The following is a 15,147-nucleotide window of genomic DNA, read 5'->3' as shown; positions in this document are numbered from 1 at the left end:
CTTATTTCTTTTTAGCAGCCGTTTTTTTAGCTGGAGCTTTTTTAGCCGTTGTTGTTTTTTTAGCAGCAGTTTTCTTTGCTGGTGTTTTTGCCGCGATCATTTCTTGAACTTGAGCCAATGTTAATTTTGTTGCATCAACATCTTTACTTAATTCAATTTTGATTTTTCCTTTCAGAATCACAGAGCGTCCCCAACGGGCTTTTTCTACTACAATTCCTTCTTCTTCCCAATTATGGATAACCTTATCAATGTTTTTCTGAAGTTTGTCCTCGATCAATTCTTCAACATCAGCTTGAGAAAGATTATCAAAATTGTATTTCTTGCTTACGTTTACAAAAAGTCCGTTCCATTTAATGAATCTGTCCAAAACGTCCCACTCCTTTTTGAACAGCTTCTCCTTTATAAACTGCAATTGGCGCATCAGCAAGTGCTTTTTCGTCAATTAATTCCTGAGCTCTTTCTTTAGAAACACTTAGAGGATCTTCTCCTCTAGGCAGTGAAATAAAAACGCTTCCGTGACGAACGTAATGGACCGTAACGGCCATTGCTCACTTCCACTTCTTCTCCTTTATATTCACCTAAACTTTTTGGAAGCAAGAATAAATTTAAAGCTTCTTCAAGTGTAATGTTCCCTATATTTTGGTCTGCCATTAAGCTAGCAAACTTTTTATCTTCATCATCTGCTTCTCCAATCTGCGCCATTGGCCCAAATTTTCCTAAACGAACAGAAACTTGTCTTCCGTCTGCATCTTTTCCTAAAATCCTTTCACCACTTTCACGTTCAGCATTTGCCTCAACTTCTTTTACATTTGGATGAAATTTATTGTAGAAATCCTGCATCATTTTTGCCCAGTCAATATTTCCTTCGGCAATTTCGTCAAAGTCCTGCTCAACTTTTGCAGTGAAATTATAATCTAGGATGTTTCCGAAATTCTTTACCAAGAAATCAGTAACAATAGTTCCGATATCTGTTGGAACCAATTTTCCTTTATCAGAACCTGTATTTTCTTTTAAAAGCTTCTCTCCTACTTTACTGTTTTGCAAAGTAAGCTGTGTATAATTACGCTCTACACCTTCAAGAGTTCCTTTTTCAACGTAATTTCTATTGATAATTGTTGAAATAGTTGGTGCGTATGTAGATGGACGCCCGATTCCAAGCTCCTCCAGTTTTTTAACCAAAGATGCCTCAGTGTAACGTGCAGGCGGTCTTGAATATCGTTCTGTGGCTGTAATATAGCTATTCGCCAGTTTTTCGTTTACTTTTAAAGCAGGAAGCATTCCTTCTTGCTCTTCTTCATCGTCATCATGACCTTCTAAGTAAACCTTTAAGAAACCTTCAAAAAGCAATACTTCTCCAGAAGCTGTAAAAATTTCGCTGTGATTATCTGCTTCGATTTTTACGTTTGTTCTTTCTAATTGTGCGTCGCTCATTTGCGAAGCCAAAGTTCTTTTCCAGATCAAATCGTATAAGCGAGCTTGGTCACGGTCGATATTTACGGTGTGACGAGACATATCAGTCGGACGAATTGCTTCGTGCGCTTCTTGTGCTCCTTTACTTTTATTAGCAAAAACTCTTGGTTTAGAAAATTCTTTCCCGTAAGATTTGATAATTTCTGCTTGTGCAGCATCCATTGCTTCTTTAGAAAGGTTTACCGAGTCGGTTCTCATATAAGTAATAAGTCCGGCTTCGTATAGACGCTGTGCTAATTGCATAGTAATTCCAACTGGCAAGTACAATTTTCTTGCTGCTTCTTGCTGCAATGTAGAAGTTGTAAAAGGTGCTGTTGGAGATTTTTTGGTAGGTTTAGTTTCTAAATCTGCTACCTTATATTTAGAACCGATGTTTTGATTTAAGAAATCTTCGGCTTCTTTTTTAGTGTTGAAGTTTTTTGGAAGTTTTGCTTTGAAAGCTTTTCCTGCTTCGTTTACAAATTCTGCAACAATAGAATATGTTGCAACTGCATTGAAGCTTTGTATTTCGCGTTCTCTTTCTACAATTAAACGTACAGAAACTGACTGTACACGACCAGCTGAAAGTCCGCCTTTAATTTTTCTCCATAAAACTGGAGATAATTCATAACCCACTAAACGGTCTAAAACACGACGTGCTTGTTGTGCGTTTACTAAATTATAATCAATTTCTCTTGGATTGTCGATTGCCTTAAGAATCGCAGATTTTGTGATCTCGTGAAAAACAATTCGTTTGGTCTTTTTTCTATCTAGCTTTAATTCTTCCGCCAAGTGCCATGAAATAGCCTCTCCCTCGCGGTCATCATCGGATGCTAACCAAACCGTTTCGGCATTTTTAGAAAGTGACTTCAGCTTCGTTACCAAGGCTTTTTTATCCGGAGAAACTTCATATTTAGGTTTAAAACCATTTTCTACATCTACTCCTATTTCCTTTGATGGTAAGTCTGCTATGTGTCCATAACTTGACTCCACCTGAAAATCACTCCCAAGAAATTTCTCGATCGTTTTCGCCTTTGCAGGTGACTCCACTATTACTAAATTCTTTGCCATTGCTCTATTTTTCTGCAACAAAAGTATTTATTTTTTTTAAATATTAACCTTACGAATGCATTTTTGAGGTATTTTGATATTATGAAACTTAAAATTGCAGATTTATCTGTAATAATCTCGATAATATATATAGGTATAACTTTTAGTGATTTTTAACCAAGAAATCCCTTTTAATTTTAGATTTCAGAGCTAAAATTTTAAATTGTAAAAAACATTTCTTAAAATCTACGATTTAATTTGCAACTTACTTTAGTTTAAGTTTTCTTTTAAAATCGAATTTCATAGCCCAGATTGCAGCGAAAAGCCCGGAGTAAAAAAAGCAAAAGTTTCTTGTTTTAAAAAAGCGACCAACGGAAGCTCTTTTTGAAACATTAGAAACTTTGCTTTTTTTATGAGGACTTGAAGTGGAAAGCTGGAAATAGCTCCTAATTACTCTTAAATTGAGCTCAAAGCATTAGGTATCAACATTTCTCAAAACATTGTTAATTCTTTATCTGACATCTTGTCATATTAGATTCAATTACGCTATCTTTGCACTTTGAATTTTTACAATGGAAAAGATTATTGAAGAAAGCAAACAGGGCGAAAGTCTTGTTTTGGAAAATAAACCTGAGAATACTAAAAAACTATTTATAGAAAGTTATGGCTGTGCGATGAATTTTTCGGACAGTGAAGTCGTAGCTTCCATCTTGTCTGACGGAGGCTATAACACTACTTCTGTTCTAGAAGAAGCCGATTTGGTTTTGGTGAACACTTGCTCTATTAGAGATAAAGCAGAACAGACTATTCGCAAGCGTTTAGAGAAATACAATGCAGTAAAACGCACGAATCCGAAAATGAAAGTGGGCGTTTTAGGTTGTATGGCAGAGCGTTTGAAAAGCCAATTTCTAGAAGAAGAAAAAATCGTTGACTTAGTTGTTGGTCCAGATGCTTATAAAGATCTTCCGAATTTATTGGCCGAAGTTGAAGAAGGACGTGATGCTATTAATGTAATTCTATCAAAAGAAGAAACGTATGGAGATATTTCACCTGTTCGTTTAATGAGCAACGGAATTACAGCTTTGGTTTCTATTACTCGTGGATGCGATAATATGTGTACGTTCTGCGTTGTGCCTTTTACAAGAGGACGCGAGCGCAGCCGTGAACCGCAGAGTATTATGACTGAAATTCAGGATTTATGGAACAAAGGCTATAAAGAAGTTACGCTTTTAGGCCAAAACGTTGACAGTTACCTTTGGTATGGCGGCGGTTTGAAAAAGGATTTCGTAAATGCTTCTGAAATGCAGAAAGCAACTGCGGTTGATTTTGATCAATTGCTAGAAATGGTTGCTGTTGGTTTTCCAAAAATGCGTATTCGATTTTCGACTTCTAATCCGCAGGATATGCACGAAAGCATTTTGCATGTTATTGCGAAATATCCAAACATTTGTAAGCATATTCACTTACCAGTTCAATCTGGAAGCAATAGAATTTTAAAAGAAATGAATCGTCTGCATTCTCGTGAAGAATATATGGCCTTAATTGATAAAATTAAAGCGATTGTTCCAGATGCTTCGATTTCGCAAGATATGATTGCTGGTTTCCCAACAGAAACCGAAGAAGACCACCAAGATACAATGAGCTTGATGGAATATGTAAAATATAATTTCGGTTATATGTATTCATATTCTGAACGTCCTGGAACTTTGGCTGGAAGAAAAATGAAAGATGATGTGGAGGAAGAAACTAAAGCCAGAAGATTACAAGAAATTGTCGATTTACAACAAAAACATGCTTGGTTTAGAAGCGAAGAATTTGTTGGAAAAACAGTTGAAGTTTTAGTCGAAAAAGTTTCTAAAAAATCCAAAGAAGAATTCTCAGGAAGAAACTCTCAAAGTATTACGGTAGTTTTCCCAAAAGAAAATTACAAAATCGGGGATTTCGTAAACGTAAAAATCACAAGCTGTACTAGCGGAACTTTAAAAGGTGAAGCAGTCGGTTTGAGTAGCATGAATTAATTTTTTTTTTTGCCACAGATTAAAAGGATTAGAAAGATTTTTTTAATATTTTTCTTACTTTTAAATTTTGATGAAAATTAAAAATTTATGCAACGTTATAGAGAAAAAGAAACTTACAAGATTATTGGTATTTGCATGGAAGTGCACAGAAATCTTGGCCCAGGCTTATTAGAAGTAGTTTATAAAGACGCTTTAGAATTAGAATTTAAAGAAAATAATATTTCTTTTGAAAGAGAAAAGGAATATTCAATTGAATATAAAGGAACTATTTTACCTCATAAATTTTATGCTGATTTCATTATTAATGAAGATATAGTTTTAGAGGTAAAAGCTATAAAAGAATTTTCAAGTGAACATATTGCTCAGATTTTAAATTATATTAAGTTATCTAATTCAGAAGTAGGATTACTGATTAATTTTCAAACAAAATCCCTCCAATATAAAAGATATATTTTATAATTTAGAGAATCTGTGTTAATCACTTTAATCTGTGGCAAAAGAAAAAATATACATGGAAACAGTTCAAGCAATAAAACAGCGATTTGAAATTATTGGAAATGATCCGAAATTAAATCGCGCTATCGAAAAAGCCATTCAGGTTGCTCCAACTGATATTTCGGTTATGGTAACTGGGGAAAGTGGTGTTGGTAAAGAAAATATTCCAAGAATTATACATTCGCTTTCGCACAGAAAGCATGGTAAATATATTGCCGTAAACTGTGGTGCAATTCCGGAAGGAACAATTGACAGTGAACTTTTTGGTCACGAAAAAGGAGCTTTTACAGGTGCAACAAGCACGCGTGAAGGTTATTTTGAAGTGGCTGATGGCGGAACAATATTTCTTGATGAAGTTGGAGAATTACCATTAACAACTCAAGTAAGATTACTTCGTGTTTTGGAAAATGGTGAATTTATAAAAGTAGGTTCTTCTCAGGTTCAAAAAACAAACGTCCGTATTGTTGCTGCAACAAACGTCAATTTATTCAATGCTATAGAAAAAGGTAAATTCCGTGAAGATTTGTATTATCGTTTAAGTACAGTCGAAATTACTTTACCTCCATTAAGAGAAAGAAACGACGATATTCATTTGTTGTTTAGAAAGTTTGTAGCCGATTTTGCTCATAAATATAAAATGCCTCCTTTAAGACTGGATGATGATGCTGTTCAGCTTTTACAAAAATTTAGATGGAGTGGAAATATTCGTCAGCTTCGAAATGTGGCAGAACAAATTTCAGTTTTAGAAACTAATCGTGATATTACCTTAGCTACTTTACAATCTTATTTGCCTGCCGAAGGAAGCAATTTGCCTTCAGTTATTAACGACAGCAAAAAAGAAAGTGATTTCAGTACCGAAAGAGATATTTTGTACAAAGTGCTTTTTGATATGAGAAGCGATTTGAACGACTTGAAAAAACTGACTCTAGAGTTGATGAAAAATGGGACTTCTAAAGTTCAAGACATTAACCCGAATTTAATCCAGAAAATTTACGGAAATCAGCAAAATGATAGCGAGATTGATTTTGAAGAAGAGCCAAGAACCGCTGTTGTGACCTCTCCTGTTGTTCGTGAAGATAATTATCAGATGCAAGACGATAATTATTTATTTGCTGAAACTATCGAGGAGGAAGAAATTTTACGTTTGGAGCAGAAAGAAATCGAAATGATCAAAAAATCATTAGAAAAAAATAAAGGAAAACGTAAAGCCGCTGCTGATGAATTAGGTATCTCTGAAAGAACTTTGTACCGTAAAATCAAGCAATTCGATCTATAATAAATCTCAATTTTTAAATCCCAAATCCCAAATTACTATATTTGGCGAAATTTGAAATTTGGAATTTGACTAATACACATTATGAAAAAAATATATTCTCTTTTCGCACTATTAAGCCTTTTTATGTTGAGTGGCTGTTCTGTTTACAACTTTACAGGAACTGGAAAAATCGATGCCAAAACATTTCAGGTTAACTTCTTTCAGAATAATGCCGATTTGATTGAACCAGGAATCGATAGAACTTTTACTTTGGCTTTGCAGGATTTGATTATGAATCAGACCAACTTAAACTTGGTTAGCAATAGTGGCGATTTGGTTTACGAAGGTGAAATTACAGATTACCGAATTACACCAATGACTGCAACTGCAGATCAGCAGGCAGCACAAAACCGTTTATCTATTCGTGTAAATGTACGTTTTACAAACAAAAAGAAAGAGACAGACGATTTTGAAAAATCTTTTGAATTCTATTATGATTTCCCTGGACGTGATCTTCCAACAGGATCTGTTTTAAACGAGGCAATCAGAGTAATTTTTGAAAGAATCACGCAAGATATCTTTAATCAATCATTGGCAAAATGGTAGTTTCACCTGTTTGTTTAGTCGTTAAACTATAAAACCGTTTAATCGATAAAACAAGCAAAAACAAATAAACAATTAACCGATCAAACAAAAAAACAAATAATGAACGTTAGCGATTATACCTACTTAATGAATAAACCCGATGCTATTACAGAAAAGCAGGCGGATGCATTAGGAAGTGTTTTGAACGAATTTCCGTATTTTCAAAGTGCGCGCGCATTGCGATTAAAAGGACTTTACAATCAAAATAGTTTTAAGTATAATTATGCTTTGAAAGTTACAGCAGCATACACGGCTGATCGTTCTGTTTTATTTGATTTTATTACATCTGAAGCTTTCACTTCTATTCAAAATGATTTTTACGAACAGAAGTTGAGAGATCTTCTCGAAATTACTGTTTTTGACAGTGAAATAATTTCACCAGAGCAGATTCAAAAAGCAATTGAAGTAAAAACCGATATTGAAGAACTTCCTGTTTCAGATACAATTAAAGAAACTCAAACTTCGGTTATTGAAACACCTTCGGTTGTACAGCCTGCAAAAGTTGAAGAATCTGCAAAAATTGAGGAACCTTTAAAAGAAGAACCTGTACAAGTTGAGGAAATAAAAGCTCAAGAATCAGTAATTATTGAAGAGCCTAAAAAATTTCCCGAAATAAATCCTTCTATTTTTCTTGCCATAAAAGAGGCTCAAACCATAACTTTTGAAAAGCCATCAATTAAGGAAGAAGAGCCAAAACCAATTCCAGAAATAGATTTTTCTATTTTTGCGATAAAAGAAGCACAAAATGTAACTTTTGAAAAACCTATAATAGAAGAGGAAAAACCAAAACCACTTCCGGAAATAGATTTATCTACTTTTACTGCAATAAAAGAAGCGCAAACTGTAACTTTTGAAAAACCTACAATAGAAGAAGAACAGAAAATTGATTCTGTTGAACTTACTATTTCAGATAATGCAGAAGAAGTTGAAACAGCTCCGTTTTCAGAATCAATACAAACTGAAGAACCTAAAATTGATCGTATAGAGAGTTCCATTTTAAGTTCGATAAAGGGCTCTGAAACACCTTCTCCACCAGAACCTATGAAAGTTGAAGAACCTAAAAATGAGCGTGTCGAAAACTCTATTTTAAGTTCGATTAAAGAAGCAGAAGCTAAAACTATTGAACAACCTGTAAAAGCTGAAGAAGCAAAAGCAGATCCTATTATAGAAGAACCTGTTCTAAATATTGTTGAAGAAGATGAAGACGACAGCGTAATTGAAGAAATGATTATTCCAGAATTTAAAATGAATTCTGTTGAACGATCTATTCTTTCTTCGATTAAAGAAGCTGAAACAAAAACACCTGAGGAACCAAAAGCAGAAATTCTAGAAGTTCTTCAATCTGAGGATAAAGAAGAAGAGCAAATTATAGAAGAAAATGAAGAGCCGATTGAAGAAATAATCGAAGAGGAAGAGCCTAATGAGCCTGCAAGAACAGCTGCAGAACATTTAGAAATTGGAAAACCTTTGGATTTTTCTCTTAGCGAAAAACATTCATTTCAAGAATGGCTTCAATTATCTCGAACAGAACCAATTGACCGCTCAAATGAAATTTCTCCAGAAGAACAAGCAAAAATTGAAGCTGCTAAAGAAGAAGAGAGACAAAAGAAGGCTGAAATTATCGATAAATTTATCGAAACCAATCCGAAAATCTCTCCAATTAAACCTGGAACAAGTGCTCCAGTAGTTCAAATTGAGCCTGTTATAGAAGACAATTCATATTTAATGACCGAGACTCTGGCCAGAGTTTATCTGGAACAAAAGAAATATACAAAAGCAATTCAAGCTTATGAAATATTAATTTTGAAATATCCAGAAAAAATTACTTTCTTTGCAGACCGCATATCGGATATAAAGATTTTACAACAAAATAACAATAACAATAATTAAGTAATGAGCACATTTTCAATTTTTTTAGTTTTAATTACAATAGTTTGTTTTCTATTGATCATCGTTATCATGGTACAAAACCCTAAAGGAGGCGGATTGTCTTCTACTATCAGCGGAACGCAGATGTTAGGTGGAGTACAAAAAACAACTGACTTTTTAGATAAAAGTACTTGGACTTTAGCTACTGTTTTAATTGTGCTAATTTTACTTTCTAGCTTAAGCTTCTCTGGATCTTTAAGCGACACAGATTCTAAAATCATTGATAAAACTGAAGCTCCTGTAAATGCACCTGCAGCTCCAGCACAAGGAACTACTCCTGCTCCTGCAACACCTGCACCAGCAAAATAAAAAGTAGCTCGATATACAATCTAATGCCAGCCTGTCAAAGCTGGCATTTTTTTTAAGAAATAATGTCAGTTTTTCTAGCATGGCACAGTTTCTGAAAGTTTATAGAACAGAAAAAAAACGTATAACTTATAATAATATAAAATCATGGCTTTAAACATTAAACCGCTTTCAGACCGCGTACTTATTGAGCCTGTTGCAGCCGAAACTAAAACTGCCTCAGGTATTTTTATTCCAGATACTGCCAAAGAGAAACCTCAAAAAGGAACTGTAGTTGCAGTAGGAAACGGAACTAAAGATCACACAATGACTGTAAAAGTTGGAGATACTGTTCTTTACGGTAAATATGCAGGAACCGAGTTAAAACTGGAAGGCACTGATTATCTAATCATGCGCGAGGATGATATTTTAGCGATTATCTAAAAAATATTGTATTAAGTACGAAGTATTAATAACTTCATTTAACTTGAAACAAATCAAACTTTAAACAAAAATTAAAATGGCAAAAGATATAAAATTTGATATTGAAGCACGTGACGGATTAAAACGTGGTGTTGATGCATTAGCAAATGCTGTAAAAGTAACTCTTGAACCAAAAGGTCGTAACGTAATTATCGGAAAATCATTTGGTGGACCAACTGTTACTAAAGATGGTGTTTCTGTTGCAAAAGAAATCGAATTAAAAGACGCACTAGAAAATATGGGTGCGCAAATGGTAAAAGAAGTTGCTTCTAAAACCAATGATTTAGCTGGAGACGGAACTACAACGGCTACAGTTTTAGCGCAAGCGATCGTAAAAGAAGGTCTTAAAAACGTTGCTGCAGGTGCAAATCCAATGGACTTGAAACGTGGTATCGACAAAGCTGTTGAAACTATCGTGGCTGACTTAGCAAAACAAGCTAAAGTTGTTGGAAGTGACTCAGATAAAATCAAACAAATTGCTTCTATCTCTGCTAACAATGACGAAGTTATTGGTGAATTAATCGCTACAGCTTTCGCTAAAGTTGGAAAAGAAGGTGTTATCACTGTAGAAGAAGCTAAAGGAACTGATACTTTCGTTGACGTTGTTGAAGGAATGCAGTTTGACAGAGGATACCTTTCTCCTTATTTCGTAACAAATCCAGAGAAAATGGAAGTTGAATTAGATTCTCCTTACATTTTATTATACGACAAAAAAGTATCTTCTTTAAAAGAATTACTTCCAGTTTTAGAGCCAGTTGCTCAATCAGGAAAACCATTATTGATTATTGCTGAAGATGTTGACGGAGAAGCTCTTTCTACTTTAGTAGTAAACAAATTAAGAGGTGCTCTTAAAATTGCCGCTGTAAAAGCTCCAGGTTTCGGAGACAGAAGAAAAGCAATGTTAGAAGATATCGCAATTTTAACTGGCGGAACTGTAATTTCTGAAGAAAGAGGTTATACTTTAGAAAACACAACTATCGAAATGTTAGGAAACGCAAAAAGAGTTTCTATCGATAAAGATAATACAACTATCGTAAGCGGTGCTGGCGAAGCTGATATCATCAAAAACAGAGTAAACCAAATTAAAGGTCAGATGGAAACTACTACATCTGATTATGATAAAGAAAAATTACAAGAGCGTTTAGCTAAATTAGCTGGAGGTGTTGCAGTTCTTTATGTTGGTGCAGCTTCTGAAGTTGAAATGAAAGAGAAAAAAGACAGAGTTGATGACGCTTTACACGCAACTCGTGCTGCTGTAGAAGAAGGAATCGTTGCTGGTGGTGGTGTGGCGCTATTAAGAGCTAAACTTGCTTTAGCAGACTTAAAAGCTGACAATGCTGACGAAGCTACAGGAATCCAAATCGTTTCTCGCGCGGTTGAAGCTCCATTAAGAACTATCGTTGAAAATGCTGGTCTTGAAGGTTCTGTTGTTGTGGCTAAAGTTTCTGAAGGTTCAGGTGATTTTGGATACAACGCAAAAACTGACGAATATGTAGACATGCTTACTGCTGGAATTATCGATCCTAAAAAAGTAACTCGTGTTGCATTAGAAAATGCTGCATCTGTTTCTGGAATGATCTTAACTACAGAATGTGCATTAATTGATATTAAAGAAGAAAATGCTGGAGGCGGAATGCCAATGGGAGGCGGAATGCCAGGAATGATGTAATTCATTCTCTTCTTAAAAATTAAAGCGCCAGATGAATATCTGGCGCTTTTTTATTTGCCACGACCCGACCGAAGGGAATAGACGAAGTAATTCACGAATTTATTTTTTATAATCTTTACGCATATTTATTAGCCACAGATTACACAAATTAAAAGGATTATAATCTGTGAAAATCATTTTAATCTGTGGCAAAAAAAATTAAAACATAAGGATTATAAAAAATAAATTCGTGAATTCGTGGCTATTCTCAATGGTCAAATCGTAGCTATCTTTTTTATTTAACATTCTCTTTTTCTTTAAAAAATCTGTTATATCTACCTTTGCAGGCATAATATATTCAAAAAATGAAAAAGTATTTTACTTCACTCCTATCTTTAGTTTTTCTTTCTCTTTCATTCGTTTTACAAGCCCAAAATAGCAAAGACAATTATGTTGTTTTAATTTCGATGGACGGATTTCGCTGGGATTATGGCAAAATGTATAATCTTCCGAATCTGAAGCAAATTGAAAAAGAAGGCGTTCATGCCAAATCAATGAAACCTTCTTACCCAAGTAAAACTTTTCCAAATCATTATTCGATTGTAACGGGACTTTACCCAGATCATCACGGAATAATCAATAATGTTTTTTATGATGCTTCTTTGAATCAATCTTTCTCATTATCTAGTAATGCTAAAAACGATTCGAGATTTTATGGCGGTAATCCCATTTGGAATTTAGCCGAACAGCAAGGTGTAAAAACCGCTTCTTTCTTTTGGCCAGGTTCTGATATTGACAAAAGAAATCCGAGTTATTTCAAGAACTACGATGGTAAAGTTCCATACGGCGCTAGAATCGATACGGTTATGAAATGGTTACAGCTTCCAGAAAAACAAAGGCCTCATTTGGTTACTTTATATTTTGACGAACCCGATCATACGGGCCATAATTTTGGTCCGCTTTCGCCAAAAACCGAAAAAACAGTAATCAAAATGGATTCGATTATGGGCGAAATATCGAGAAGATTAGATCAATTGCCTATTGGGAAACAAATCAATTTAATTATCGTTTCAGACCACGGAATGGCCACTATCAGTAACGATAAAAAAGTAGCGGTTTTAGATTATTTAAAACCAGAGTGGCTAGGATATAAAGATGTTGTCAATCCAATTATGAGTTTACAGGCAAAACCAGGCTATCAGGATTCTATTGCCAATGCTTTGAAAAAAGTGCCTCATATTAAATTTTGGAAATCAACAGAAGTCCCAAAAAGATTACATTACGGAACAAATCCACGTGTGCATGATTTTGTTATTGAAGCCGATAAAGGCTGGAGTTTAGTTGGCAAAGAAAGCACACATATAAATGGAGGAACGCATGGTTATGACAATGAAGAAAAAGACATGCACGCTATTTTTTACGCAAAAGGCCCTGCTTTTAAAGTTGATAAAACAGTAAAAACATTTCAGAATGTTTCGGTTTATCCTTTAATTGCTCATATTTTAGGTTTACAGATTGGAGAAATTGACGGGAAGTTAAGTGATGTCAAATCGATGCTTCGCTAATTAGAAAATTTGATAATGAACTGATTGTCACCCTGAGCGAAGTCGAAGGGAGCTCCAATTGGCACGTGGGCTTCGACTTCGCTCAGCCTGACAAAAACACAATCGCTGTAAAAAAATTAAACTTTATAAGAGAAAGGCTTTAGGCAAACTTTGTCGTTTGGCTAAAGCCTTTCTTCTATTCTAAATACTTACCTCCAGCTAAAGCTGGAGGCAATTCAAAAAAAACAAATTCGCACAGTATATATCTGTAGAGACGCACCGCAGTGCGCCTAGGTTACGTATATCAATCATTGTGGTTACGTTGCGTGAGACGCACTGCAGTGCGTCTCTACAGACATACATGAGGTCAAATCATTATCAAATTGACACATTATCAAATTGGCCCATTAAAAACCAGTCGAAACCGAAACCGATTTCCATCCTTCTAATTCTTTCTGAACACTTGCTATTTTTTGATTTGCAATATTAAAAGCATCTTCACCTAAAAATAAATGCAAAGGCGGATTTTGGTCTTGACTTACTTTTATTAAAGCTTCAGCCAATTTAATTGGATCTCCTGGCTGATTTTCATTGATATCGTCTTTATGAGCGCTTTCAGATTGTCTCACTTCTTTATACTCGGCAATTGGATTTTCTGGCACTAAAAGCGAGCTGTCTTTTAAGAAATCGGTTCTAAAATAACCTGGATAGACAATTGTAGCATGAACTCCAAAAGGCTTAATTTCTGCCGCTAAAGATTCCGTTAGACCTGCAACCGCAAATTTAGTCGAGCAGTAAATTCCCCAACCCGGAAATTCTCCATAATATCCTCCAACAGAAGAAATATTAAAAATATGCCCCGATTGATTGGCACGAAGAATAGGCATTGCATTTCTAATTACATTTAACAATCCGAAAACATTTACTTCGTAGTTTTTTCTAGCTTCTGCATCTGTTAATTCTTCTAAAGCTCCCAACAATCCGTAACCAGCATTATTGACTAAAACATCGATTGTTTTAAAATGGTTTACGACTCTATCAATTGCTGTTTTTACACTTTTTTCATCCACTAAATCCATCTCAAGAGGAAGAAAATTCTCTGATGCTTTTCCTAATGTTGCACTTAAAGAAGCTTCATTTCTTGACGTTGCAGCCACTTTAAAACCCTCTGCTAATAATTTTTTCGCTAACTCTAATCCAAGTCCTTTTGAAGCACCTGTAATAAACCAAACTTTGTTATTTCCCATGACTTTAAAATTTTTACGTTTATAATTACAGGACAAAGGTATTGCCAAAGGGCTTCTTAAAAATTAAAGCAATCAAGTAAGAAGTTGCAAAAATCAATCAATTTCTGCTAATCGATAGTTTTTAGGAGAAACCTGAACATTTTTTTTGAAGAAATTAATAAAATGAGACAATTCTTCAAAACCTAAACACCAAGCAATTTCATTAATATTCCAATTGGTTTGTTTTAAAAGAATCATGGCTTCCTGAACAATTCTTTCCGAAATGATCTGAGAAGTTGTTTTTCCTGTTGTTTCTTTTAACGCTTTATTTAAATGATTTACATGTACATTTAACTGATTGGCATATTCTGACGGCGAACGAAAATTAATTTGCTGTGAAATGGATTCTACAGGAAATTGTCTCTCTAATAATTCTAAAAACAAAGAAGAAACTCGAATTGTAGCGTTCGACTTACTATATAATGAAGCAGTTACGGTTTGTGTTTTTAATGCTAAATGAATAATTTCAAAAACCAGATTTCGAAGCACATCATATTTAAAGGCATAATCAGAATTGATTTCTTCGAACATTTTTAAATAAACTGTTTTTAGAGATTCTGCTAATGCTGCAGAAACAGGAACAACGGGATTTCCGCCTGGCTGAAATAATGGATATTCTTTTAAATTTCCAAACTGACTAAAAAATGCATCTGTAAAAATACAGAAAAAGCCCGTTTGATTTTCATCAATATGCTCCCAACTATACGGAATTTGCGGATTTGCAAAGAATAATGCCTGATCTTCAATCGCTACAACCTTATCTGCATAATGCACTTTGTTTTTACCAATGATTAAACTTATCTTATAAAAGTCTTTTCTGGTATAAGGCAATGGATTGCAAGTGCTTCCAACATAATCATCCAATTTAAAAACATTAAAATGTCCGATTTCCTTTTTAAGATTCTCGGGCATTCCTTTTATTTTTACTGTATAAAAGTCTTCTAGTGTTTCTGTCAGTTTCATTTGGCAAAGTTACGAAAATCAAATTATTCTAATTAGATAATTTGAGAATCTGTTAATTTGAGAATGTGTCAATTAGAAAATTTGATAATTTGATAAT

The 15,147-nt window shown here is 34.4% G+C and carries 11 protein-coding genes and 1 pseudogene; 9 read left to right on the top strand and 3 right to left on the bottom strand.

Going from position 1 to position 15,147, the window contains the following annotated elements; all coding sequences use genetic code 11:
* Position 1: 1 nt before the first annotated feature.
* Positions 2-2,520: pseudogene (gene topA, locus ACPWTF_RS17400) on the bottom strand (type I DNA topoisomerase).
* A 551-nt stretch (positions 2,521-3,071) separates the two neighbouring features.
* On the opposite strand from topA, the gene miaB reads away from it, so the two are divergent.
* The 9 genes from miaB (at position 3,072) to ACPWTF_RS17355 (ending at position 12,822) form a co-directional block, all read left to right on the top strand.
* Positions 3,072-4,517, top strand: coding sequence for a tRNA (N6-isopentenyl adenosine(37)-C2)-methylthiotransferase MiaB (miaB, locus tag ACPWTF_RS17395; protein WP_427872305.1), 1,446 nt, complete (start codon positions 3,072-3,074; stop codon positions 4,515-4,517).
* A gap of 87 nt (positions 4,518-4,604) precedes the next feature.
* Positions 4,605-4,976 carry a GxxExxY protein gene (locus ACPWTF_RS17390; RefSeq protein WP_320492851.1) on the top strand — a complete coding sequence of 124 codons (372 nt, stop codon included), beginning with the start codon at positions 4,605-4,607 and terminating at the stop codon, positions 4,974-4,976.
* 52 nt (positions 4,977-5,028) lie between these two features.
* Entirely contained in the window at positions 5,029-6,288 is a 1,260-nt protein-coding gene (locus ACPWTF_RS17385; RefSeq protein WP_095928623.1) for a sigma-54 interaction domain-containing protein, read from the top strand.
* An 81-nt stretch (positions 6,289-6,369) separates the two neighbouring features.
* Entirely contained in the window at positions 6,370-6,873 is a 504-nt protein-coding gene (locus tag ACPWTF_RS17380) for an LptE family protein (RefSeq protein ID WP_095928622.1), read from the top strand.
* 99 nt (positions 6,874-6,972) lie between these two features.
* Positions 6,973-8,802 carry a hypothetical protein gene (locus ACPWTF_RS17375; protein WP_427872304.1) on the top strand — a complete coding sequence of 610 codons (1,830 nt, stop codon included), beginning with the start codon at positions 6,973-6,975 and terminating at the stop codon, positions 8,800-8,802.
* 3 nt (positions 8,803-8,805) lie between these two features.
* Positions 8,806-9,150, top strand: a complete 345-nt coding sequence (secG, locus tag ACPWTF_RS17370; protein WP_095928621.1) for a preprotein translocase subunit SecG — start codon at positions 8,806-8,808, stop codon at positions 9,148-9,150.
* Between the two features lie 144 nt (positions 9,151-9,294).
* Positions 9,295-9,570, top strand: coding sequence for a co-chaperone GroES (locus ACPWTF_RS17365; protein ID WP_008467105.1), 276 nt, complete (start codon positions 9,295-9,297; stop codon positions 9,568-9,570).
* A gap of 76 nt (positions 9,571-9,646) precedes the next feature.
* A complete protein-coding gene (groL, locus tag ACPWTF_RS17360; protein WP_427872303.1) occupies positions 9,647-11,278 on the top strand; it encodes a chaperonin GroEL in 1,632 nt (543 codons plus the stop codon).
* 344 nt (positions 11,279-11,622) lie between these two features.
* Positions 11,623-12,822 (top strand): ectonucleotide pyrophosphatase/phosphodiesterase, encoded by a 1,200-nt coding sequence (locus tag ACPWTF_RS17355; protein WP_427872302.1) that lies wholly within the window; start codon positions 11,623-11,625, stop codon positions 12,820-12,822.
* A 386-nt stretch (positions 12,823-13,208) separates the two neighbouring features.
* Here the strand turns inward: ACPWTF_RS17355 and ACPWTF_RS17350 are convergent, their stop codons facing one another.
* The gene (locus ACPWTF_RS17350; RefSeq protein ID WP_427872301.1) at positions 13,209-14,048 is read right to left on the bottom strand and encodes an oxidoreductase; all 840 of its coding nucleotides are present in this window, start codon (positions 14,046-14,048) and stop codon (positions 13,209-13,211) included.
* A 93-nt stretch (positions 14,049-14,141) separates the two neighbouring features.
* On the bottom strand, positions 14,142-15,050 hold the full coding sequence (locus ACPWTF_RS17345) for a helix-turn-helix transcriptional regulator (RefSeq protein WP_320492846.1): 909 nt from the start codon (positions 15,048-15,050) through the stop codon (positions 14,142-14,144).
* Between the last annotated feature and the right edge of the window lie 97 nt (positions 15,051-15,147).

This window comes from Flavobacterium sp. MMS24-S5 (assembly GCF_050320125.1).
GTDB classification, from domain to species: domain Bacteria; phylum Bacteroidota; class Bacteroidia; order Flavobacteriales; family Flavobacteriaceae; genus Flavobacterium; species Flavobacterium tyrosinilyticum.
This window is presented reverse-complemented; position numbering and strand designations above follow the sequence as displayed.